17 protein-coding genes are annotated in these 20399 nt (G+C 73.6%); 12 read left to right on the forward strand and 5 right to left on the reverse strand.

Annotation, left to right across the window (positions count from 1 at the left end):
- Window positions 1–29: 29 nt before the first annotated feature.
- Window positions 30–920, reverse strand: coding sequence for a DUF4097 family beta strand repeat-containing protein (locus ADK86_RS11235; RefSeq protein ID WP_053696448.1), 891 nt, complete (start codon window positions 918–920; stop codon window positions 30–32).
- A 109-nt stretch (window positions 921–1029) separates the two neighbouring features.
- Window positions 1030–1551 (reverse strand): toxin-antitoxin system HicB family antitoxin, encoded by a 522-nt coding sequence (locus ADK86_RS11240; RefSeq protein WP_053696449.1) that lies wholly within the window; start codon window positions 1549–1551, stop codon window positions 1030–1032.
- Between the two features lie 365 nt (window positions 1552–1916).
- On the opposite strand from ADK86_RS11240, the gene ADK86_RS11245 reads away from it, so the two are divergent.
- The 8 genes from ADK86_RS11245 (at window position 1917) to ADK86_RS11280 (ending at window position 12286) form a co-directional block, all read left to right on the forward strand.
- Window positions 1917–2714 (forward strand): TIGR03084 family metal-binding protein, encoded by a 798-nt coding sequence (locus tag ADK86_RS11245; RefSeq protein ID WP_053696450.1) that lies wholly within the window; start codon window positions 1917–1919, stop codon window positions 2712–2714.
- Window positions 2711–4432 carry an acyclic terpene utilization AtuA family protein gene (locus tag ADK86_RS11250; RefSeq protein ID WP_053696451.1) on the forward strand — a complete coding sequence of 574 codons (1722 nt, stop codon included), beginning with the start codon at window positions 2711–2713 and terminating at the stop codon, window positions 4430–4432. Before ADK86_RS11245 ends, ADK86_RS11250 begins: the two co-directional genes overlap by 4 nt.
- Window positions 4429–6027: an acyl-CoA carboxylase subunit beta gene (locus ADK86_RS11255; protein ID WP_053696452.1), complete on the forward strand. Its 1599-nt coding sequence runs from the start codon at window positions 4429–4431 to the stop codon at window positions 6025–6027. Before ADK86_RS11250 ends, ADK86_RS11255 begins: the two co-directional genes overlap by 4 nt.
- Before the next feature lie 7 nt (window positions 6028–6034).
- Entirely contained in the window at window positions 6035–7933 is a 1899-nt protein-coding gene (locus tag ADK86_RS11260) for an acetyl/propionyl/methylcrotonyl-CoA carboxylase subunit alpha (protein ID WP_053696453.1), read from the forward strand.
- Window positions 7930–9159 (forward strand): acyl-CoA dehydrogenase family protein, encoded by a 1230-nt coding sequence (locus tag ADK86_RS11265; protein WP_420718839.1) that lies wholly within the window; start codon window positions 7930–7932, stop codon window positions 9157–9159. Before ADK86_RS11260 ends, ADK86_RS11265 begins: the two co-directional genes overlap by 4 nt.
- A 132-nt stretch (window positions 9160–9291) precedes the next feature.
- Window positions 9292–10884 (forward strand): 4-coumarate--CoA ligase family protein, encoded by a 1593-nt coding sequence (locus tag ADK86_RS11270; RefSeq protein ID WP_053696492.1) that lies wholly within the window; start codon window positions 9292–9294, stop codon window positions 10882–10884.
- Window positions 10881–11672 (forward strand): enoyl-CoA hydratase family protein, encoded by a 792-nt coding sequence (locus ADK86_RS11275; protein ID WP_053696455.1) that lies wholly within the window; start codon window positions 10881–10883, stop codon window positions 11670–11672. Before ADK86_RS11270 ends, ADK86_RS11275 begins: the two co-directional genes overlap by 4 nt.
- Window positions 11660–12286: a TetR/AcrR family transcriptional regulator gene (locus tag ADK86_RS11280; protein WP_053696456.1), complete on the forward strand. Its 627-nt coding sequence runs from the start codon at window positions 11660–11662 to the stop codon at window positions 12284–12286. The genes ADK86_RS11275 and ADK86_RS11280 overlap by 13 nt, the downstream gene beginning before the upstream one ends.
- Window positions 12287–12292: 6 nt before the next feature.
- On the opposite strand, the gene ADK86_RS11285 is transcribed toward ADK86_RS11280, so the two are convergent.
- Window positions 12293–13303: a helix-turn-helix transcriptional regulator gene (locus ADK86_RS11285; RefSeq protein ID WP_234345800.1), complete on the reverse strand. Its 1011-nt coding sequence runs from the start codon at window positions 13301–13303 to the stop codon at window positions 12293–12295.
- Window positions 13304–13409: 106 nt separating this feature from the next.
- Between ADK86_RS11285 and ADK86_RS11290 the strand changes: the two genes are divergently transcribed.
- A complete protein-coding gene (locus ADK86_RS11290) occupies window positions 13410–13832 on the forward strand; it encodes a VOC family protein (RefSeq protein ID WP_053696457.1) in 423 nt (140 codons plus the stop codon).
- On the opposite strand, the gene ADK86_RS11295 is transcribed toward ADK86_RS11290, so the two are convergent.
- Window positions 13814–14911: a citrate synthase 2 gene (locus ADK86_RS11295; RefSeq protein ID WP_053696458.1), complete on the reverse strand. Its 1098-nt coding sequence runs from the start codon at window positions 14909–14911 to the stop codon at window positions 13814–13816. The genes ADK86_RS11290 and ADK86_RS11295 overlap by 19 nt on opposite strands.
- 435 nt (window positions 14912–15346) lie before the next feature.
- Between ADK86_RS11295 and pdxH the strand changes: the two genes are divergently transcribed.
- Window positions 15347–16042: a pyridoxamine 5'-phosphate oxidase gene (gene pdxH, locus ADK86_RS11300; RefSeq protein WP_234345801.1), complete on the forward strand. Its 696-nt coding sequence runs from the start codon at window positions 15347–15349 to the stop codon at window positions 16040–16042.
- A gap of 561 nt (window positions 16043–16603) precedes the next feature.
- Window positions 16604–17980 carry a PAS domain-containing protein gene (locus ADK86_RS11305; RefSeq protein WP_053696459.1) on the forward strand — a complete coding sequence of 459 codons (1377 nt, stop codon included), beginning with the start codon at window positions 16604–16606 and terminating at the stop codon, window positions 17978–17980.
- A 16-nt stretch (window positions 17981–17996) separates the two neighbouring features.
- On the opposite strand, the gene ADK86_RS11310 is transcribed toward ADK86_RS11305, so the two are convergent.
- A complete protein-coding gene (locus tag ADK86_RS11310) occupies window positions 17997–18755 on the reverse strand; it encodes an SIS domain-containing protein (protein WP_053696460.1) in 759 nt (252 codons plus the stop codon).
- 407 nt (window positions 18756–19162) lie between these two features.
- Here ADK86_RS11310 and ADK86_RS11315 point away from each other — a divergent pair, with 407 nt between their 5' ends.
- Window positions 19163–19855 carry a metal-dependent transcriptional regulator gene (locus ADK86_RS11315; RefSeq protein ID WP_030598393.1) on the forward strand — a complete coding sequence of 231 codons (693 nt, stop codon included), beginning with the start codon at window positions 19163–19165 and terminating at the stop codon, window positions 19853–19855.
- Window positions 19856–20399: the final 544 nt, after the last annotated feature.

The following is a 20399-nucleotide window of genomic DNA, read 5'->3' on the forward strand; positions in this document are numbered from 1 at the left end:
TCGGCGGTGGAGCGTTGGGATACGTGGGGTCAGGCGCGGCGGACGATGATGTCGCCGGTGGCGGTCCGGGCGATCACCTCGACGGTCTCGTCGGAGTCCGCGGGGCCCTCGGCGGCGCCGAGCGAGTTGCGTACGACGCCGTACTTGGTGTGGGTGTCGAGCCAGGCGGCGGTGCCCTCGTGGATGCCCACTTCGAGGTCGCCGACGGAGGTGCGCAGGTCGATGCGGCCGCGGGTGACGTCGCCGACGCGGATGCCGCCGGCGGACGCGGAGGCGTCCACCCCGGCGTGGGCGGTGCCGATGTCGGTACGGCCGTTGGCGCACTTGGCGCTGATGTCGCCGTGCGCGACGCCGACGGAGATGTCGCCGTTGGCGGCGCTGGTCTTCAGGGCGCCGGTGACCTCGCCGATCTCGATGACGCCGTTGCTGTTCTTGACGGTCGCCGAGCCGGTGACGGTGCCGATCTCGATCCGGCCGGAGCCGACGGCTTCGATGTCCCCGGTCGAGCGGGCCAGGCGGATGTCGCCGTGGTCGGTCCTGAGGTCGGCGCCGGCCGCCTCGTCGACCTGGAGGTCGCCGAGCGAGGTCTTGAGGGTGACTTCTCCGAAGCTGCCTTCGCAGAAGAAGCCGCCCAGGGCGGAAGTGCCCCGGATGTCCGACCCGGCGGGCAGTTCGACGCTGACCTCGATGGCGCCCGGCTTGCCGAACAGGGACCGCTTCTTGGGCGTCTTGATCGCGAGGCGGCCGCCCGAGCAGGTGACCTGCGTCTGCTGTACGGCCTGTACATCCTTGTCGTCGGCCCCGTCGCGCGGCAGCACCTCGACGACCGTCTCGGTGCGCTTGCCGGCGGTGATGCGGGCGGTGCCGCAGTCCAGTTCGAGGGTGGCGGTGATCGGTTCGGGGGTCTCGTAAGCAGGCATGGCGGTGCCGTCCTTTTGGCTCGCGTGGGTGTTCCCGCTGGTGAGGCGGGTGATGATGACGTCGGCCGGATCGGTGATCCGCCGGTGAAGAGTGGGTGGGGCGGGTCGCTCAGCGGACCCAGCCGGTGAAGCTCCGGCCGCCCGAGGGCTTGCCCCGGCCCGTCGGGGCCGCGCGCTGCCCGCCGTCGAGGGCGGTGGACACCGCCCGTACCAGCCAGGCGTTGACCGACAGGCCCTCCGCCGTCGCGGCTTCCTCGGCGCGGGCCTTGAGGTGGGCCGGGAGACGGAAGTTGATCCGCGCCATGGCGCCGTCGTCGGTGTCCGCGGGCGGCGGGGGCGGCGCGGGAACCGCGACCGGTTCCGGCTCCTCCCGCACCGGCTCGGGGGCGGGCGGCGCCGTCACCACGAACTCCGGGTCGAGTCCGCGCAGCCGTACGTCGACCGAGCCCGGCGCCAGTTCCCGCGTGACCTCGCCCATGGCGGCGGACAGCGCGTTCAGGAGGGTCAGCCGGGTGGCGGACTCCAGGGGGGCGGTGAGCCGTTCGGCGAGGGCGCGGGCGTCGTCGCCGCCGGCGTCCGCGGCGACGGCCAGCTCCTGCCGGAGGTTGTCGACGTAGGGCGTGAGGTCCATGACGCCATCATGGCACATTGATGGCGCCATGGCGAGCCAAAGTGGTGGCACTTTGGCGCGCGTCCGCTCTGACCTGCGGGTTTCTCTGTGAAATCGATGTGCCGTGGTGTCGTGGTGGCGGTGCCGTGGCTCACGGCGATGCCGTGGTGATGCCATGCTGGCGCCGTCGGAGTGCCGGGTGATGTGCCATAGGGTGCCGCGCTGGCGCCGGTGCCGGGGTCGCCCCGTACCCCCGGAGTCTCCCCCGCAGAAAATCATGCAGGCGTGCTTGATTGTTTCTCTCCGCGCTGCCACGCTCGGTACCCGCACCGCATGAGTCAACGTGCCCTGCCCGTACGGCAGATGGCCGACGAGGGGAGTGCCGCGTGTCCGACGCCGACGCCGTACTGGCGGATCTGAGGGACGAAGGGGATGCGCTCGACGCGCTGGTCGGCGGGCTGGCGCCGGCGCGGTGGACGGAGCCGACACCGGCCGCGGGCTGGACGGTCGCCCACCAGATCGGGCACCTGGCCTGGACCGACCGGCAGGCCCTGCTGTCCGCCACCGACCCCGCCGCCTTCCGGGAAGCGGCCGAGCGGGCTCTGGCCTCGCCCGCGACCTTCGTCGACGAGGGCGCGCGGCGCGAAGCGCAGGCGCCGCCCGACGAGCTGCTGGCGCGCTGGCGCGCGGTCCGGACCGAGCTGTACGAGGCACTGGCCGCCCGGACCACGCGGGACAAGATGCCGTGGTTCGCGACCTCGATGAGCACCGCCTCCATGGCCACGGGCCGGCTGATGGAGACCTGGGCGCACGGCCAGGACATCGCCGACACGCTGGGCGTACGGCGTGAGCCCACGGCGCGGCTGCGGCACGTGGCCCGTATCGGCGTGCGCGCGCGGGACTACGCGTACGCGGCCAACGGGCTGCCGGTCCCGGCCGAGGAGTTCCGCGTCGAGCTGCGCGCTCCCGGCGGCGGCACCTGGACGTACGGCCCGCAGGACGCGGCGCAGCGGGTGACCGGCGACGCCCTCGGCTTCTGCCTGCTGGTCACGCAGCGCGCGCACCGCGACGACGTGGACGTACGGGCCGAGGGCGCGGACGCGGACCGCTGGCTGGACATCGCCCAGGCGTTCGCCGGGCCGCCCGGCAAGGGGCGTGAGCCGGGCGGGCGGGGCGCCCGGTGACCGGCGGGGACGTGCTGCGCGTCGGCAACGCCTCCGGCTTCTACGGCGACCGCTTCGATGCCGTACGAGACATGCTCACCGACGGCCCGCTCGACGTCCTCACCGGCGACTATCTCGCCGAACTGACCATGCTCATCCTGGGCCGCGACCGCCTCAAGGACCCCACGCGCGGCTATGCGAAGACGTTCCTGCGGCAGCTGGAGGACACCCTCGGCCCGGCTGTCGAGCGCGGGGTACGGATCGTCACCAACGCGGGCGGCCTCAACCCTGCCGGGCTGGCCGAGGCCGTAAGGGAGTTGGCGAAGCGGGTCGGTGTCCCCGTACGGGTGGCGCACGTCGAGGGCGACGACCTCATGGCCCGCTACGCCGGACGCGCGGGCGTGCTGACCGCCAACGCCTATCTGGGCGGCGAGGGCATCGCCGCCTGCCTGCGCGCCGGTGCCGAGGTGGTGGTGACCGGCCGGGTCACGGACGCCGCCCTGGTCAGCGGGGCCGCGGCGGCCCACTTCGGCTGGGCGCCCACGGACCACGACCGGCTGGCGGGCGCGGTCGTCGCGGGCCACGTCCTGGAGTGCGGCACCCAGGCGACCGGCGGCAACTACGCCTTCTTCACCGACCCGGACTTCTCCGCCGCCCACGACCTGCGCCGCCCCGGCTTCCCGCTCGCCGAGATCGCCGCCGACGGCTCCTCGGTGATCACCAAGCACCCGGGCACGGGCGGCGCGGTGACCGTCGGCACCGTCACCGCCCAGCTGCTGTATGAGACGGCCGGCGCGCGCTACGCGGGCCCGGACGTGACCGCGCGCCTGGACACCGTACGGCTGACCGAGGACGGCACGGACCGGGTGCGTATCGACGGCGTACGCGGTGAGGCCCCGCCGCCGACGCTGAAGGTGGGCCTGACCCGTCTGGGCGGCTGGCGCAACGCGGTCACGTTCGTGCTGACCGGCCTGGACATCGAGGCGAAGGCCGCCCTCGTACGGGAGCAGATGGAAGCGGCCTTCGACGCGGCCAAGCGCCGCCCGGCGAGCGTGGAATGGACGCTGGCCCGGACCGACCACCCGGACGCCGCCGTCCAGGAGGTGGCGAGCGCCCTGCTGCGGCTGGTGGTGCGGGACGCCGAACAGGACGCGGTGGGCCGGGTGGTCAGCGGGGCGGCCGTCGAGCTGGCGCTCGGGAGCATCCCCGGTTTCCATGTGACGGCACCGCCGGGCAAAGGTGAGCCGTACGGGGTCTTCGAAGCGGAGTACATGGCCGCCGCGGACGTACCGCACATCGCCGTACTCCCGGACGGCAACCGCATCGAACTGCCCCCACCTGCGGAAACCCGCGAACTGACACCGCTCGCCGAGCCCGCCCTCCCCGAACCCCTCGCCCACGGCGGCCGGACGCGCCGCGCCCCGCTCGGCCTGGTGGCCGGTGCCCGCAGCGGCGACAAGGGCGGCTCGGCCAACGTCGGTGTCTGGGCCCGTACGGACGCGGCCTGGCGCTGGCTGGCCCATGAACTGACCGCCGACCGGCTGCGCGAGCTCCTCCCGGAGACGGCGGACCTGCCCGTCACCCGCCACGTCCTGCCCAACCTGCGCTCCCTGAACTTCGTGATCGACGGCCTGCTCGGCGCGGGCGTCGCCGCGCAGGCCCGCTTCGACCCGCAGGCCAAGGCCGTGGGGGAGTGGCTGCGCGCCCGCCACCTGGACATACCGGAGGTACTGCGGTGACCGTGCTCGGCAGCCGACTGGACCCGGCAGGGCCCGAGTACGCGGCCCACCGCGAGGCGATGCTCGCCAAGCTGGCCGAGATCGAGGCCGAACACGCCAAGGCCCTCGGCGGGGGCGGCGCGAAGTACGTCGATCGGCACCGGGGGCGCGGCAAGCTGCTCGCCCGCGAGCGCATCGAGCTGCTCCTCGACCCGGACACGCCGTTCCTCGAACTGTCGCCGCTGGCCGCCTGGGGCAGCGACTATCCGGTGGGCGCCTCGCTGGTCACCGGCATCGGTGTGATCGAGGGCGTGGAGTGCCTGGTCACCGCCAACGACCCGACCGTACGCGGCGGCGCCTCCAACCCCTGGACGCTGAAGAAGGCCCTGCGCGCCAACGAGATCGCCTTCGCCAACCGGCTGCCCGTCGTCTCCCTGGTCGAGTCGGGCGGCGCGGACCTGCCCAGCCAGAAGGAGATCTTCATTCCGGGCGGGGCACTGTTCAAGGACATCACCCGGCTGTCGGCGGCCGGCATCCCCACCGTGGCCGTGGTGTTCGGCAATTCGACCGCGGGCGGCGCGTACATCCCCGGCATGTCCGACCACGTGATCATGGTCAAGGAGCGGGCGAAGGTCTTCCTCGGCGGGCCGCCGCTGGTCAAGATGGCCACCGGCGAGGAGAGCGACGACGAGTCGCTGGGCGGCGCCGAGATGCACGCCCGTACGTCCGGACTCGCCGACCACTTCGCCGTGGACGAGCCGGACGCGCTCCGCCAGGCCCGCCGCGTCGTCGCCCGCCTGAACTGGCAGAAGGCGCACGCCGACCCGGGCCTCGCCGAACCGCCCAAGTACGACGAGGACGAACTGCTCGGCATCGTCCCCGGCGACCTCAAGGCCCCCTTCGACCCGCGCGAGGTGATCGCCCGCCTCGTGGACGGCTCGGACTTCGACGAGTTCAAGCCGCTGTACGGGCCTTCGCTCACGACCGGGTGGGCCCGGCTGCACGGCTACCCGGTCGGCATCCTCGCCAACGCGCAGGGCGTGCTGTTCAGTGCGGAGTCGCAGAAGGCCGCGCAGTTCATCCAGCTCGCCAACCAGCGCGACATCCCGCTGATCTTCCTGCACAACACCACCGGCTACATGGTCGGCAAGGAGTACGAGCAGGGCGGCATCATCAAGCACGGCGCCCAGATGATCAACGCGGTGTCCAACTCCCGCGTCCCGCACCTGTCCGTCCTCATGGGCGCCTCCTACGGCGCGGGGCACTACGGCATGTGCGGCCGCGCCTACGACCCGCGCTTCCTGTTCGCCTGGCCCAGCGCCAAGTCCGCCGTGATGGGCCCGCAGCAGCTCGCCGGAGTGCTGTCGATCGTGGCGCGCGCCTCCGCCGCCGCCAAGGGGCAGCCGTACGACGACGAGGCCGACGCCGGACTGCGCGCCATGGTCGAGCAGCAGATCGAGGCCGAGTCGCTGCCGATGTTCCTGTCCGGGCGCCTGTACGACGACGGCGTCATCGACCCGCGCGACACCCGAACCGTCCTCGGCCTGTGCCTGTCCGCCGTCCACACCGCGCCCGTGGAGGGCGCGCGCGGCGGCTTCGGCGTCTTCCGGATGTGAGGAACCCGTGATCTCTTCCCTCCTCGTCGCCAACCGTGGCGAGATCGCCCGCCGGATCTTCCGCACCTGCCGGGAGCTGGGCATCGCGACGGTGGCCGTGTACTCCGACGCGGACGCCGACGCGCCGCACGTCCGCGAGGCCGACGCCGCCGTACGCCTGCCGGGCAGCGCCCCCGCCGACACCTACCTGCGCGGCGACCTGATCGTGAAGGCCGCGCACGCCGCCGGGGCCGACGCCGTCCACCCCGGCTACGGCTTCCTCTCCGAGAACACCGGGTTCGCCGCCGCCGTCGCCGACGCGGGCCTGACCTGGGTCGGCCCGCCGCCCGCAGCGATCGAGGCGATGGCGTCCAAGACGCGCGCCAAGGAGCTGATGGCGGCGGCCGGGGTGCCGCTGCTCGCCCCCGTCGACCCGGACCGGGCCACGGACGCCGATCTGCCGCTGCTGGTGAAGGCGGCAGCGGGTGGCGGCGGGCGCGGCATGCGTGTCGTACGGGACCTGGCGGACCTGCCGGGGGAGCTGGCGGCGGCGCGGGCCGAGGCCGCGTCGGCCTTCGGGGACGGCGAGGTCTTCGCCGAGCCGTACGTCGTCGGCGGGCGCCACGTCGAGGTGCAGGTCCTCGCCGACGCGCACGGCACCGTCTGGACCCTCGGCACCCGCGACTGCTCCCTCCAGCGCCGCCACCAGAAGGTCATCGAAGAGGCCCCCGCACCCGGCCTCTCCGACGAACTGCGCGCCACCCTGCACACGGCCGCCGCCGACGCCGCCCGCACCATCGGCTACCGCGGCGCGGGCACCGTCGAATTCCTCGTCTCCGCCACCAGCCACGCCCACTTCCTGGAGATGAACACCCGCCTCCAGGTCGAGCACCCGGTCACCGAGGCCGTGTACGGCGTCGATCTCGTCGCGCTCCAGCTGCGGGTGGCCGAGGGCGAGGCGCTGCCGGACGCGCCGCCCGAGCCGCACGGCCACGCCGTGGAAGCCCGGCTGTACGCGGAGGACCCGGCGGCGGGCTGGCAGCCGCAGATCGGCACGCTGCACCGCCTGTCCGTGCCCGACGGCGTCCGGCTCGACTCGGGCGTGGCCGACGGCGGCGTCATCGGCGTCCATTACGACCCGATGCTCGCCAAGGTCATCGCCTGGGCGCCGGGCCGCGCCGAGGCCGTACGCAAGCTGGCGGGCGCGCTGGAACGGGCCCGTGTGCACGGCCCGGTCACCAACCGCGACCTGCTCGTCCGGTCCCTGCGCCACCCCGAGTTCGCCACCGCCACCGGCCTGGACACCGGCTTCTACGACCGCAACCTCGACGCCCTCACGACGCCCCCGGACGCCACGGCCACCGGCCTGTGCGCGCTGGCCGCCGCCCTCGCCGACGCGCACGGCCGGTCCCGCTTCGGCGGCTTCCGCAACGTACCGTCCCAGCCGCAGACCAAGACGTACGCCTGCGGCGGGACCGAGCACGAGATCCGCTACCGGCTGGGCCACGACGGGCTGCGCGCCGAGGATTTCCCCGGCGTACGGCTCGTCCGGTCCGCCCCCGGCCGGGTCGTCCTCGAAGTGGACGGGGTACGGCGGGAGTTCAATGTCGCCCGCCACGGCGACCAGATCTACGTCGACTCCGCCGCCGGCTCCCGCACCCTCACCGCCCTGCCCCGCTTCCCCGACCCCGGCGCCCGCACCGAACCCGGCTCGCTGCTCGCCCCCATGCCCGGCACCGTCGTCCGGGTGGCCGACGGCCTGGCCGAGGGCGACCGCGTCGAGGCCGGTGCCCCGCTGCTCTGGCTCGAAGCGATGAAGATGGAACACAAGATCACCGCTCCCGCCTCCGGCACGCTGACCGCCCTGCACGTCAAGGCCGGTCAGCAGGTCGAGGTGGGCACGCCGCTGGCCGTCGTCACCGTATGACGGCGCTCCCCCTCGAAGGAGTCCCCGTGAGCACCCCCGTGATCGAAACCGAGGAACACCGCGCCCTCCGCGCCTCCGTCGCCGCGCTCGGCAAGCGCTACGGACGCGCGTACTTCGCCCGCGTCGTCGCCGAGGGCAAGCACACCGACGAGCTGTGGACCGAGGCCGCCAAGCTGGGCTACCTGGGCGTGAACCTGCCCGAGGAGTACGGCGGCGGAGGCGGCGGCATCGCCGAACTCTCCATCGTGCTGGAGGAGCTGGGCGCGGCCGGCTGCCCCCTGCTCATGCTCGTCGTCTCGCCCGCCATCTGCGGCACGGTCATCGCCCGCTTCGGTACGGAGGAGCAGAAGCGCGCCTGGCTGCCCGGCCTCGCCGACGGAACGCGCAAGATGGCCTTCGGCATCACCGAACCGGACGCCGGCTCCAACTCCCACCGCATCACCACCACGGCCCGCCGCGATCCGGCCACCGGCGAGTGGGTCCTCAACGGGCGCAAGGTCTTCATCTCGGGCGTGGACATCGCCGAGGCCACGCTGATCGTCGGCCGCACCGAGGACTCCCGTACCGGCAAGCTCAAGCCCTGTCTGTTCATCGTCCCGCGCGACGCCCCCGGATTCGGGCGCAGTCGGATATCCATGGAGCTGGGCGCGCCGGAGAAGCAGTTCGAGCTGACGTTGGACGATGTGCGGCTGCCTGCTGAAGCCCTGGTCGGTGGGGGTACCTCCCATGCCGAAGGCTATGGGGGAGAGGACGCGGGGCTGCTCCAGCTCTTCGCAGGGCTCAACCCGGAACGGATCATGACCGCCGCCTTCGCCCTCGGCATGGGCCGGTACGCGGTCGGGCGGGCCGTCGACTACGCCCGTACCCGCCAGGTCTGGAAGGCGCCCATCGGCGCCCACCAGGCCATCGCCCACCCCCTCGCCCAGGTGCACATCGAGCTGGAACTCGCCCGCCTGATGATGCAGAAGGCCGCGCACCTCTACGACGCGGGCGACGACATGGGCGCGGGCGAGGCCGCCAACATGGCCAAGTACGCGGCGGCCGAGGCGGCGGTCAGGGCCGTGGACCAGGCGGTGCACACCCTCGGCGGCAACGGCCTGACCCACGAGTACGGCCTCGCGTCCCTGATCACCGCGGCCCGCGTGGCGCGGATCGCGCCGGTCAGCCGGGAGATGATCCTCAACTACGTCTCCCACCAGAGGCTCGGGCTCCCGAAGTCGTACTGACCGGCCGTGCCCGGCATCGCGGTCGCCGTACTGACAACCGCACCGGCAACCGCGATGCTGCACGCACACGGACAGGCGCCCGCCCGCGGCCCGTACCGGCACCGGGCGCGCGCCGCTGCTGAGGGGATGGCCATGGTCTTTCACAGTCAGTACGCCGATGTCGCACCCGTCGACCTGCCGATCCACGAAGCCGTACTGGGCCGGTCGGCCACCGAGCACGCCGCCCTGCCCGCGCTGATCGACGGCCAGGACGGCACCGCGCTCAGCTACGCCGAACTCGACGGCGCGAGCCGCCGGATCGCCGCGGCCCTGGCCGACGCGGGCGTCCTGCCCGGCGACGTGCTCGCGCTGCACAGCCCCAACACCATCGCCTACCCGGCCGTCTTCTACGCCGCCTCGCGCTGCGGCGCCGCCGTCACCACCGTGCACCCCCTGTGCACGTCGGGGGAGTTCGCCCAACAGTTGCGCGACTCCGGCGCCAACTGGATCGTCACCGTCGCCCCGCTGCTGGAGACCGCCCGCAGCGCCGCCGAGCAGGCGGGCGGCATCACCGAGGTGTTCGTCTGCGACGGTGCCGTGGGCCACCGCTCCGTACGCGACATGATCGCCTCCACCGCGCCCGAACCGGCCGTCCGTATCGACCCCGCGAACGATGTGGCCGTGCTGCCCTACTCCTCCGGCACCACCGGCACCCCGAAGGGCGTGATGCTCACCCACCGCAACATCGCCACCAATCTCGCCCAGCTCAACCGGCTGGTCGGCAGCGGACCCGGCGACCGCGTGCTGGCCGTACTGCCGTTCTTCCACATCTACGGCCTCACCGCCCTGATGAACTCCCCGCTGCGCAACGGCTCCACCGTCGTCGTGCTGCCCCGCTTCGACCTCGAACACTTCCTGCGCACCATCGAGAAGTACCGGATCAACGCGGTGTACGTGGCCCCGCCCATCGTGCTGGCCCTCGCCAAGCACCCGGCCGTCACCCAGTACGACCTGTCCTCGCTCGACTACCTCGTCAGCGCCGCCGCCCCGCTGGACGCCCGGCTCGCCGACGCCTGCGCCCGGCGCCTGGGCATCCCGCCCGTCATGCAGGCGTACGGCATGACCGAGCTGTCGCCCGGCACCCATGTCGTGCCGCTGGGCGCCGCCGACGCGCCGCCCGGCACCGTCGGCAAGCTGCTGCCGGGCACCGAGATGCGCATCCGCTGCCTGGACGCCGACAAGGACCTCGGCACCGGCGAGAGCGGCGAGATCTGGATCCGCGGCCCGCAGGTGATGAAGGGCTACCTCGGGCGGCCCGCGGAGACCGACGCGATGATCGACGCGGACGGCTGGCTGCACACCGGCGACATCGGGCAGGTGGACGCGGACGGCTGGCTGCACGTCGTCGACCGCGTCAAAGAGCTGATCAAATACAAGGGCTACCAGGTCGCGCCGGCCGACCTCGAAGCGGTGCTGCTCGCCCACGACGGCATCGCGGACGCCGCGGTGATCGGCGTCACCGACGCGGACGGCAACGAGATCCCCAAGGCGTATGTCGTACGGCAGCGCGGCGGGGCGGGGGCCCGGCTCACCGAGGAGGACGTGATCGCGTACGTTGCCGGGCGGGTCGCCCCGTACAAGAAGGTACGGCGGGTGGAGTTCACGGACATCGTGCCCCGCGCCGCCACCGGCAAGATTCTGCGGCGCGAACTGCGCGCCAGGGAAAGGAGTTCCACGGCCTCATGACCGACGCCACACCGGACGCCACCCCGGACGGACCGCTGGTACGGCGCGCCCACGACCGGGGCGTCACCGTCCTGACCCTCGACTCCCCGCACAACCGCAACGCGCTCTCCCGGCGCCTGGTGGGCGAGCTCCACGAGGCGCTGGCAGAGGCGGCCGGGTCCGCCGGCACCCGCGCCGTGCTGCTCACCCACACCGGGACGACGTTCTGCGCGGGAGCGGACCTGACGGAGGCCACGGACCCCGCAGCGGCCGCGGCCTCCGGCCCGCTCGGACTCGCCCGCCTGCTGCGGACGATCATCGAACTCCCCAAGCCCGTCGTCGCCAGGGTCACCGGCCATGTACGCGCGGGCGGCCTCGGCCTCCTCGGCGCCTGCGACCTGTCGGTGGCGGGCCCCGGCGCCACCTTCGCCTTCACCGAGGCCCGCCTCGGCCTCGCCCCCGCCGTCATCTCCATGCCCCTGCTGCCCCGTATGGACCCGCGGGCCGCGTCCCGCTACTACCTGACCGGCGAGCGCTTCGACGCCGCCGAAGCGGCCCGCACCGGCCTGGTGACGATGGCCGCCGACGACCCCGACGCCGCCCTCGAACCGGTACTGGCCGGGCTGCGCAAGGGCTCCCCGCAGGGCCTGGCGGAGTCCAAGGCCCTGGTCACCGCCGAAGTCCTGCGGACCTTCGACCGCGACACCGCGGCCCTCGCCGAGACCTCGGCCCGCCTCTTCGCCTCCGACGAGGCCCGCGAGGGCATGACCGCCTTCCTCCAGCGCCGGGAACCGTCATGGGTACGGTGACCACCTCCCGCGCCGCCAAGGAGCCGCAGCAGGAACGCAGCCGCGCCACCCGCCGCGCCCTGCTGGAAGCGGCCGTCTCCTGCCTCGCCGAGCGGGGCTGGAGCGGCAGTACGGTCTCCGTCGTCGCGGAGCGCGCGGGCGTCTCGCGGGGGGCCGCCCAGCACCATTTCCGTACCCGCGAGGATCTGTTCACGGCCGCCGTCGAGCATGTCGCGGAGATGCGGCAGAGCGCGCTCAAGGCGGTGGCGAACGACCTGCCGCCCACCGGGTCGTCGGCCCGCACCCGTATCGTCGTCGAGGAGATCGTCGGCCTCTATACGGGGCCCCTCTTCCGCGCCGCCCTGCACCTGTGGGTGGCGGCTTCCGACGAGGAGCCGCTGCGCGAGCGGGTCACCGCCCTGGAGGCGCGCGTCGGCCGCGAGGCGCACCGCACGGCGGTCGCCCTGCTGGGCGCCGACGAGTCGGTCCCCGGCGTCCGCGAGACCGTACAGGGGCTCCTCGACATGTCCCGCGGCCTCGGCCTCGCCACCCTCCTCACCGACGACAAGCCCCGCCGCGACCGCGTGGTGACACAGTGGGCGCACATTCTGGACACCGTGCTGAACGGGGGCTGAGGGGGCTCAGCGGGGGTGATCGTCGGTGCCGTTGCCGGCGTCCGCGTACGAGCCGAGGCGCCGGGCCAGCGCGCGCACCAGGTCGCGCAGGGCGGCCGGGCGCTCGATGACGAACGGGCGGTCCAGCGCGGCCAGTACGGGCGGAATCCAGTCCAGCCGCTCGGCCCGGATGCGGACGCGGACCCATTCGGACCCGTCGCCGGACGGGTCGGGCCCGTCGTGGGAGAGGGCGGCGATCCCGGCCGGGAGGTGGCTCCGGATGTGCTCGACGGTGCCGCGGACGCGCAGCGACACATCGTGTTTCCACGGTGTACGGGCGAGATGGTCGAGGACGGTCGCCGCCGGGTCGAAACCGTCCGGAACCTCGAACGAACCGGACAGTATGCGGACGGAGACGATCCGGTCCAGCCGGAAGATCCGCATCTCTCCGCCGTCCCGGCCTGCCCCGGTCAGGTACCACCGCCCGGAGTGCGCCACGAGACCGTACGGCAGGACCGTACGGGCACTGTCGTCACCCTTGCGGTCGGTGTACGCGAACGCCACCGGCCGCTGCCTGCGTACGGCCTCGGCGAGTTCGAGCAGCACCGCCGCCTCCGGCGGGGCGGCGGGACGGGGCCGCTCGGTGAAGTCGGCCGTCTCCAGCAGCGCTTCCAGCCGCCGCCGCAGGGCCACCGGCAGCACCCGCCGCACCTTCGCCGCGGCGCTCTCACCGGCCGCCGCGGAGGCGGCGCCCGGCCCGCCGCGCTGCCCTGCGAGCAGGCCGAGCAGCACGGCAAGGGCTTCCTCGTCGGTGAGCATCAGCGGGGGCATTCGGTAGCCGGGGGCGAGCCGGTAGCCGCCGTAGCGGCCCCGCACCGCGTCGACAGGGATGTCCAGGTCCAGCAGGTGGCCGACGTAGCGGCGGACGGTGCGCTCGTCGACGCCGAGGCGGGCGGCCAGCTCGGGAACGGTACGGACGCCGCCGCCCTGGAGGATTTCCAGCAGGGCGAGCACCCGGGCGGTGGTCGAAGTGGTCACCCGGAAAGTCTGCCGCCCATACCGGGCGGAATCTGTCCGGTATGGGTCCTAGCGTGAGCGGAGCCCGCAGATCCGGGCGCATGTCCCTACGCCAGAAAGCCGCACCATGAACCTCGTCTCCCTCCGCATGATCACCGACGATGTCGCCCGCCTCGTCGAGTTCTACGAGCACGTCACCGGCGTACGGGCCGAGTGGGCCACCCCGGAATTCGCCGAACTCGTCATGCCGTCCGGCACGCTGGCGATCGCCGGCAGCCGCACGGTGGCCCTGTTCGGGGAGGGCACCGCACGGGCCGCCGCCAATCACTCGGTGATCATCGAGTTCCGCGTCCCGGACGTGGACGCGGAACACCGTCGCCTGGCCGCCGCCGGCCGCGCCTTCGTCCAGCAGCCGACGACCATGCCGTGGGGCAACCGCTCCCTGCTCCTGCGGGACCCCGACGGCAACCTGGTCAACCTCTTCACGCCCGTCACGGAGGACGCCGTACGGCGCCAGGAGCGCCCGGCCCGTCAGGCGGGCAGCGTGTAGCCGTCCACCGCTTCCGGACCGCGCGGCCCCGGGCCCACGTACGTGGCCGACGGCCGGACCAGGCGGCCGGTCCGCTTCTGCTCCAGGATGTGCGCGCTCCAGCCCGCCGTACGGGCACAGGTGAACATCGACGTGAACATGTGCGCCGGAACCTCCGCGAAGTCCAGCACGATCGCCGCCCAGAACTCCACATTCGTCGCCAGGACGCGGTCCGGGCGGCGGTTGTGCAGCTCCTCCAGGGCGGCCTTCTCCAGTGCCTCCGCGACCTCGAAGCGCGGCGCGCCCAGTTCGCGCGCCGTGCGCCGCAGCACCCGCGCCCGCGGGTCCTCGGCGCGGTACACCCGGTGGCCGAAGCCCATCAGCCGCTCGCCGCGGTCCAGCGCCCGCTTCACATAGGCCGTCGCGTCACCCGTCCGCTCGATCTCCTCGATCATGCCGAGGACCCGGGAGGGCGCCCCGCCGTGCAGCGGCCCGGACATCGCGCCCACCGCGCCGGACAGCGCCGCCGCCACATCGGCCCCGGTCGAGGCGATGACCCGGGCCGTGAAGGTGGATGCGTTCATGCCGTGCTCGGCCGCCGAGGTCCAGTACGCGTCCACGGCCGCGACGTGCTTGGGGTCCGGCTCGCCCCGCCACCGCTTCATGAAGCGCTCGACGACGGTCCCGGCCTTGTCGATCTCCTTCTGCGGCACCATCGGCAGGCCCTGCCCGCGCGCCGACTGCGCGACGTACGACAGCGCCATGACCGCGGCCCGCGCCAGCTCGTCCCGTGCCGTCTGCTCATCGGTGTCCAGCAGCGGTTTCAGGCCCCACACCGGCGCGAGCATGGCCAGCGCGGACTGCACGTCCACCCGGATGTCACCCGAGTGGACCGGGATCGGGAACGGCTCGGCCGGCGGCAGCCCGGGGTTGAACGATCCGTCGACCAGCAGCCCCCACACGTTCCCGAAGGAGACCTTCCCGACGAGGTCCTCGATGTCGACACCGCGGTACCGGAGCGCGCCGCCTTCCTTGTCCGGTTCGGCGATCTCCGTCTCGAACGCGACGACTCCTTCGAGTCCGGGTACGAAGTCGGACATCAGGCGGCTCCTCAAGATGTGGACGACATGCGGCTCATGACCAAGATGCCGTGCGTTCAAGATCTGTCAGGTCAGGCCGGCCGGGTCGGCGGTTCGCGGGACGCCGCGCGGCCGGCCGGGCGCCGGTCCGGGTACGCGGCCACCCTGCGGCTCGCGGTCCGTACCGGTCACTCCCGTCATGCCCCGCGCGGGTGTTGGTCACCCGACCGGCACCCGTGGCATCCCGCCCGGAGCACGTCACTTCGATCACTTCAGGGCGGACACGATATCCCGCGCCGTCGCCGCGCCACAGTGGCGCGCGGCACGATTTTGGCCGGTCCGGCACTTACCGGGAAGCGTGAGATCCGGCACACCGGGCGATTCGCTTACGGGAGGGTTACGCCGGGCCGTCGAAGGGCAGACTTCCCTGCCGCCCGGCTGCCCCAACAGCCCTCCATGCTGCAAGATGTGGCCGTGCACTCCGCCGACACGCCGCTCCCCGATCCGTTCGATCCCTCCGCCATGCGGGCGCAGTACCGCGCCGAGGGACTCGACGGGGCAGACCTCGCCCCCAGCCCGTACGACCAGTTCGCGCGCTGGTTCAAGGAAGCGGCCGCGAGCGGACTGCACGAACCGAACGCGATGGTCGTCTCGACCGCCGACGCCGCCGGCCGCCCCAGCTCAAGGACCGTGCTGCTCAAGCGCTACGACGAGCACGGCTTCGTGTTCTTCACCAACTACACCAGCCGCAAGGGCCGCGACCTGGCGGAGAATCCGTACGCCTCGCTGCTCTTCCCGTGGCACCCGCTGGCCCGCCAGGTGATCATCACAGGACCGGCCGCCCGCATCGGCCGCGACGAGACCGCCGCGTACTTCCGCACCCGCCCGCACGGATCACAGCTGGGCGCCTGGGCCAGCGACCAGTCGGCGCCGGTCGCCTCCCGCGCCGAACTGGAGCGCGGCTGGGCCGAGCTGGCGGCCCGTTACCCGGAGGGCGAGCAGGTGCCCGCGCCGCCGCACTGGGGTGGCATCCGGGTCGTCGCCGAGACCGTCGAGTTCTGGCAGGGCCGGGAGAACCGCCTCCATGACCGGCTGCGCTACGAGCGGCAGGGGGACGGGGACGGCTGGGCCGTCGTACGGCTGGCGCCCTGAGGGCCGGGGCGGGTACGGGCGCGTCCGTACCCGCGCGGCGTCCGTGACCGCGAAGCGCCCGCGAACGCAGACGACCCGCGGGCTGCTTCCCCCGCGCCTGAGGCGCGAAGGGCCGGTCGGACGAACCGGCAGCCCGCGGGTCGGGTGACTGCTGGGAATTGGGCCGGCTGCGCAGCTGACTCCTGCGCTGGTCCGGCGCTGCACACTGAGTGCGACGACGGGCCGCTAGCCCGCAGTCACCTCACGCGTCCGGTAAGAAATCATCTGCCGAACCACCTCCCTTCTCGTGTGCCTCACACCCTAGGAACCGGCCCCGGGGCCGCACAACCGAATTTCCCCGGGCGGCGATTTCGCCGAATGGGGTGTGGCCCGCGTCACGTTCCAGTTGAATGATCCGACGTGCGGCACGTGCGGCCGCGTTCGTAGGGGGTGCCAGTGGCTGCTTCGTCTTCGTCGTCCTCTTCGTCGTCCTCGTCGCACCGCTTCGAGCCCGTACCGCCCGGGGGGCCGGGGCGGGCCGCGGACCGGGGCGGCCCGCCGGACGACGCGTGCGCGGGCGCCGTGCCCGGCGACGGTCCGGACCCGCAGCCGGACAGCGAGGACTCCGGTCTGCTCGCCGCCCTGCTGGACGGGATGGACGCCGCGCTGTGCGCCTTCGGCGCGGACGGCGCGGTCACCCACTGGAACCGCGAGGCCGAGCGGCTGCTCGGCTGGACTGCGGCCGAGGCCGTCGGCCGGCAGGGCCTGGCCGGATGGGCGGTCCGCAAGGAGGACGCCGACGAGGTCGAGGCCGACCTGCTCGCGGCGACCCGCTCGCCCGGACGCCAGGTCCACGAGTTCGCGCTGCTGACGAAGGACGGGCGCCGCGTCCTGGTGCGTACCCAGTCCTCCGCCGTGCTCGGGCCCGACGGCCGGGCGGCGGGCGTGTACTGCGCGTTCAGCGAGGTGCACGCGCAGATCGACCTGGAGCGTTCCATCGCCCTGAGCGAGGCGCTCTTCGTGGACGCCTCCTGGGGCGTCGTGCTGGTCGACGCCGACCTGCGCCCCGCCGTCGTCAACGCGCACGCCGCCCGCGCCCTGGGGATGGGCCGTACGGCCGTCCTGGGGCGCCCGCTGGGCGATCTGCTGACCCAGGGCGTGGAGGAACTGGAGAGCGCCCTGACCCACGTCCTGGCGGAGGGCACGCCGCCGGCCGCCGCCGAGCTGTGGGTGACGCTCCGGTCCGACGAGGTCGAACAGACCCGCCGGTGCTGGCGCAGCGGCTTCGTCCGGCTGGCCTCGCCGCTGGCGGAGGAGCCGGTGCCCCTCGGCGTGGGCTGGATCTTCCAGGACGTCACGGACGCCAAGCGCGCCGAACAGGAAGCCTCGCTGCTGCGCTTCCGCGCCCAGCAGCTGCACCGCGCGGGCCGGGCGGCGGGGGAGTGCGAGGACCCGATGGAGGCGGCGGCGGTCCACCTCGACTTCGCCCTCGCCGGGTTCGCCGATCACGGGCTGATCGATGTGGTGGGCGGCGGCGACACCGGTGGGTCCCCCGTCGGCCCGGACGCGGCCGGCCCGCCCGCCCTCGTACGGGCCATCGCCTCGCCCGCCGGCGCGCCCGGCCCCTCCGAGGCCATGCCGCCGACCGGCATCCCGGTGGCCTACGGCCCGGGCCACCCGGCCGCCCAGGCCCTGGAGCGGTGCGGTTCGGTACGGGCCGGCGCGGGCCCGGCGATCGCGGAGGGCTGGGCCGCGGCCCGCAAATGGCCGGACGGCACGGTGCACGGCCTGTGTGTCGTGCTGCGCAGCCGGGGGCGGACGCTGGGCGTGGCGACGTTCCTGCGCGGCCCCTCCCGGCGCCCGTTCGACCGGGCGGACGCGTCGTACGCGGAAGACGTCGCGTCCCGGATCGCGGCGGCGCTGGACCTGGCGGGCGGCCCCGCGGGGCGGGAGCCGTAGACCGCCGGACCGGCCGCTACTGCCGGTAGTAGATCCGGTCCGCGTACTCCCGCATCACCCGGCCGTTCCAGTCGTGCCCGCCGTCCACGTTCCCGGAGCGCAGCAGCGGCGGCTCGATGCCCCGGTCGGCCAGCACCCCGGCGGCCGTCGCGACCACCGACTGCATGATCGCGCTGGTGACGACCGTGGAGGCGGGCGCGAACGGCGCCTCGATGCCCGGCACCGTCAACTCCGCGTCGCCCACCGGGATCTTGCTGTCCAGGACCAGGTCGCAGTGGTCCCTGAGGAAGGTGCCCGAGACGTGCCGGGACCTGGTCTCGTCCGCGTACGCCAGCGAGGTCAGCCCGATGACCTTCAGGCCGAGCGACCGCGCGTTCATCGCCATCTCCACGGGCAGCGAGTTGCGCCCGGAGAGCGAGATGACGATCAGCACGTCACCGGCCTCCAGGGGGCTGGTGTCCAGGACCGCCCCGGCCAGCCCGTCCACCCGCTCCAGCGCGCTGCCGAGCGTGGCGGGCCGTACGTCGACGCCGACCACGCCCGGCACGGTCAGCAGGTTCATGATCGCGAGCCCGCCGGCCCGGTAGACGGTGTCCTGGGCGGGGAGCGAGGAGTGCCCGGCGCCGAAGACGAAGACCCGGCCGCCCGCCTCGACGGTGTCGGCGATCAGCGTGCCGGCCGCGCCGATCCGCTCGTCCTCCTCGTCGCGCACGCGGCGCAGCAGCTCGATCGCGGCGTCGAAGTACTGCCCGGCCAACCGGTTGCTCTCGCCCATCGCCGCGGGGCCCCTCTCGTCGGTGTTCCTCGGTCTTGTACGTTGGTCCTCGTACGTTTGTCCACGTTCTGACGTGTTCCGACGCGTTCCGGCACGTACCGGCGCCCGGCCGGCGCCGGGAAGCGCCGCCCCCACCAGTCCCCGCGGTCCCCGTCGGTCCTCGCCCGTGGCGCGGATCACGTTGCGGTCTGGACCAGTGCCCTGTCAATACGGTGTACGCCGCCGCTCGCGACCGGGAGGCAACCTTCCGGCCGCCCGGGCGTCGCCCGGTTGCCGTCCCGCCGCAGGGTGGCGGCCGCCGTACCGGGGTCCCGGGCGGCGGCGGCCGGAGCGGACGCGGAACCGTTGTCAGTGGGATGCGTCAGAATTGAGGTCAGGGCCACCGCACGACACATCGAGGGGCACGCATGTCCGGACTGATCGACACCACGGAGATGTATCTCCGCACCATCCTTGAGCTGGAAGAGGAAGGTGTGGTCCCGATGCGCGCCCGGATCGCGGAGCGGCTCGAACAGAGCGGCCCGACGGTCAGCCAGACCGTGGCGCGCATGGAGCGCGACGGCCTGCTCACGGTCGCGGGCGACCGTCATCTGGAGCTGACCGAGGAGGGCCGCCGGCTGGCGACCCGCGTCATGCGCAAGCACCGCCTCGCCGAGTGCCTGCTCGTCGACGTCATCGGCCTGGAGTGGGAGCAGGTGCACGCCGAGGCGTGCCGCTGGGAGCACGTGATGAGCGAGGCGGTCGAGCGCCGCGTCGTCGAGCTGCTGCGGCATCCGACGGAGTCGCCGTACGGCAACCCCATCCCGGGCCTGGAGGAACTGGGCGAGAAGGCCGAGGCCGACCCGTTCCTGGACGCCGGCATGGTGAGCCTGATGGACCTGGAGGCCGGCGCGGACGGCAAGACGGTCGTGGTGCGCCGCATCGGCGAGCCCATTCAGGCGGACGCCCAGCTCATGTACACGCTGCGGCGGGCCGGTGTGCAGCCGGGCGCGGTGGTCAGCGTGACCGAGTCGCCCTCCGGTGTGCTCATCGGCAGCAGCGGCGAGGCCGCGGAGCTGGAATCCGAGATCGCCGCCCACGTTTTCGTGGCCAAGCGCTGACCTCGTAGGGCCGCCCGTCCCCCGGCTGACCTGGCGTGACGGCCGGTCCGGCGCGGCGTTCAACGGCCGCGCCGCCGGACGGAGTTGGCGAACCGCGAGCGCGGCGGGCGGTGGCGTGTCACCCTGGCGCTGAGCACGTGCGCGATGGCGGGCGGGAGCCGCGCGGCGTGCGCGCGCGAGCACGGCGGCTCATGACGTGTGGTGCCTATGGCCTGGGGCGAGGCGGCTGAGGAGAACCGGGCAGGATGCTCCCTGCCGCCGCGGGCCCGGGTCGGGGAGGGGGCTCGGGTGAGGGACGGTCCACCGGGGTCCCCGGTCCGGCGGCCGCGGACAGCGCCGGCGGCGGTGGCGAGTGCGTCCGCGCCGCCCGCCTCATGCGTACCGCGGCGATCGCGCGGGGCGCGGCCTTGGCGCCTGCCACGACTTCGGCAAGTCGTGAGGGGTTGTGGACCGTCCGGTGGAACAGCGCCCGCCGCCCCGCGCACATCCGGGGCCCCGGCGCTGCGAGCAGCCGGGGCCCCGCCTCCCCATGTCCCCCCGCCAA

It is taken from the genome of Streptomyces sp. NRRL F-5755 (assembly GCF_001279365.1).
GTDB classification, from domain to species: domain Bacteria; phylum Actinomycetota; class Actinomycetes; order Streptomycetales; family Streptomycetaceae; genus Streptomyces; species Streptomyces rimosus.

What these genes read in the sequence shown, in the direction of transcription:
- ADK86_RS11235 (WP_053696448.1), bottom strand. Translation starts at nt 920, where the DNA reads ATGCCTGCTTACGAGACCCCCGAACCGATCACCGCCACCCTCGAACTG.
- ADK86_RS11240 (WP_053696449.1), bottom strand. Translation starts at nt 1,551, where the DNA reads ATGGACCTCACGCCCTACGTCGACAACCTCCGGCAGGAGCTGGCCGTC.
- ADK86_RS11265 (WP_420718839.1), top strand. Translation starts at nt 7,930, where the DNA reads ATGACGGCGCTCCCCCTCGAAGGAGTCCCCGTGAGCACCCCCGTGATC.
- ADK86_RS11270 (WP_053696492.1), top strand. Translation starts at nt 9,292, where the DNA reads ATGGTCTTTCACAGTCAGTACGCCGATGTCGCACCCGTCGACCTGCCG.
- ADK86_RS11275 (WP_053696455.1), top strand. Translation starts at nt 10,881, where the DNA reads ATGACCGACGCCACACCGGACGCCACCCCGGACGGACCGCTGGTACGG.
- ADK86_RS11280 (WP_053696456.1), top strand. Translation starts at nt 11,660, where the DNA reads ATGGGTACGGTGACCACCTCCCGCGCCGCCAAGGAGCCGCAGCAGGAA.
- ADK86_RS11290 (WP_053696457.1), top strand. Translation starts at nt 13,410, where the DNA reads ATGAACCTCGTCTCCCTCCGCATGATCACCGACGATGTCGCCCGCCTC.
- ADK86_RS11295 (WP_053696458.1), bottom strand. Translation starts at nt 14,911, where the DNA reads ATGTCCGACTTCGTACCCGGACTCGAAGGAGTCGTCGCGTTCGAGACG.
- pdxH (WP_234345801.1), top strand. Translation starts at nt 15,347, where the DNA reads ATGCTGCAAGATGTGGCCGTGCACTCCGCCGACACGCCGCTCCCCGAT.
- ADK86_RS11310 (WP_053696460.1), bottom strand. Translation starts at nt 18,755, where the DNA reads ATGGGCGAGAGCAACCGGTTGGCCGGGCAGTACTTCGACGCCGCGATC.
- ADK86_RS11315 (WP_030598393.1), top strand. Translation starts at nt 19,163, where the DNA reads ATGTCCGGACTGATCGACACCACGGAGATGTATCTCCGCACCATCCTT.